Below are 1,156 nucleotides of genomic sequence, written 5' to 3' on the forward strand. Positions count from 1 at the left end.
TACTGACCTTCAAAGCGTGATGTCTCAGGGGCTGACATTTGGTGGTCGCGGCGGTATGCCGTCTGCATGAGGTATGCGCAGGGTGGTGGGCTGACCGCGGAGCGGCGGGCGTTTCGTGAGCGGTTGCGGCAGGAGGCGGCCGAGCGGTTCGCCTGTGGTGATGAGGTCGCCGTCATTGCTCACGACCTGCGGGTCACGGTCCGGTCGGTGCAGCGCTGGCACAGAGCGTGGGCCGAGGGCGGGGTGCCGGCGCTGGCCTCGAAGGGTCCGGCCTCACTGCCGGTGCTGAGCGACGAGTTGTTCGCGGTGCTGGAGCGGGAGCTGGACATGGGGCCCCTGGCGCACGGCTGGCCGGACCAGACCTGGACGCTGTCGAGGATCAGGACGCTGATCGGGCGCCGGTTCCACAAGAGCTACACCGTTCAGGGCGTTGCCGCGCTGCTGAAGCGGCACGGCTGGTCCTGCCAGGTGCCCGCACGGCGGGCCGTCGAGCGCGACGAGCAGGCGGTGGCCGGCTGGGTGAAGGGCACCTGGCCGCGCGTGGAATGACCGCGGCGGAGCTCGGGGCCTGGCTGGTGTTCGAGGACGAGGCCGGGTTCGCGATGACTCCGCCCACCAGCCGCACCTGGTCCCGGCGCGGCCACACTCCCGTCGTGCGAGTCCGTGGCCGTTCCCGTCGGCGCCTGTCCATCGCCGCCCTGGCCTGCTACAAGCCCGGACACCCCTCCCGGCTGATCTACCGGCCGCGACCCGACAACCGTTCGGGCGGACGCAAGAGCTTCGCCTGGAGCGACTACCGCGACCTGCTCCAGAACGCCCACCAGCAGCTCGGCGGCCCGATCGTGTTGGTCTGGGACAATCTCAACACCCACCTGGCAGCCGACATGCGCCGCTACATCGCCGGCCGCGACTGGCTCACTGTCTACCAGCTGCCCTCTTACGCTCCCGACCTCAACCCGGTCGAAGGCATCTGGTCCATCCTGCGCCGCACCACCCTGGCCAACCGGGCCTTTGCCGATCCCGAGGACCTCATCACTGCTGTCCGGCGGGGCCTGCGACAGCTTCAGTACCGCAGCGACGTGATCGACGGCTGCCTCACCGGCACCGGACTCACCCCCGCCCCACCATGACGACATCACGCATTCAAGGTCAGTAG

2 protein-coding genes are annotated in these 1,156 nt (G+C 69.5%); both read left to right on the forward strand.

The window, feature by feature from the left end; all coding sequences use genetic code 11:
• Positions 1-66: 66 nt before the first annotated feature.
• Positions 67-549, forward strand: coding sequence for a winged helix-turn-helix domain-containing protein (locus ACFV57_RS42670; RefSeq protein WP_385244700.1), 483 nt, complete (start codon positions 67-69; stop codon positions 547-549).
• Entirely contained in the window at positions 546-1,130 is a 585-nt protein-coding gene (locus ACFV57_RS42675) for a transposase (protein ID WP_385244703.1), read from the forward strand. The genes ACFV57_RS42670 and ACFV57_RS42675 overlap by 4 nt, the downstream gene beginning before the upstream one ends.
• Positions 1,131-1,156 lie beyond the last annotated feature (26 nt).

Source organism: Streptomyces sp. NPDC059788, assembly GCF_042732265.1.
Lineage (GTDB): Bacteria > Actinomycetota > Actinomycetes > Streptomycetales > Streptomycetaceae > Streptomyces.

Excerpts from the sequence above, each read along its gene's own strand:
- ACFV57_RS42675 (WP_385244703.1), top strand. The coding sequence starts at position 546 with ATGACCGCGGCGGAGCTCGGGGCCTGGCTGGTGTTCGAGGACGAGGCC.
- ACFV57_RS42670 (WP_385244700.1), top strand. The coding sequence starts at position 67 with ATGAGGTATGCGCAGGGTGGTGGGCTGACCGCGGAGCGGCGGGCGTTT.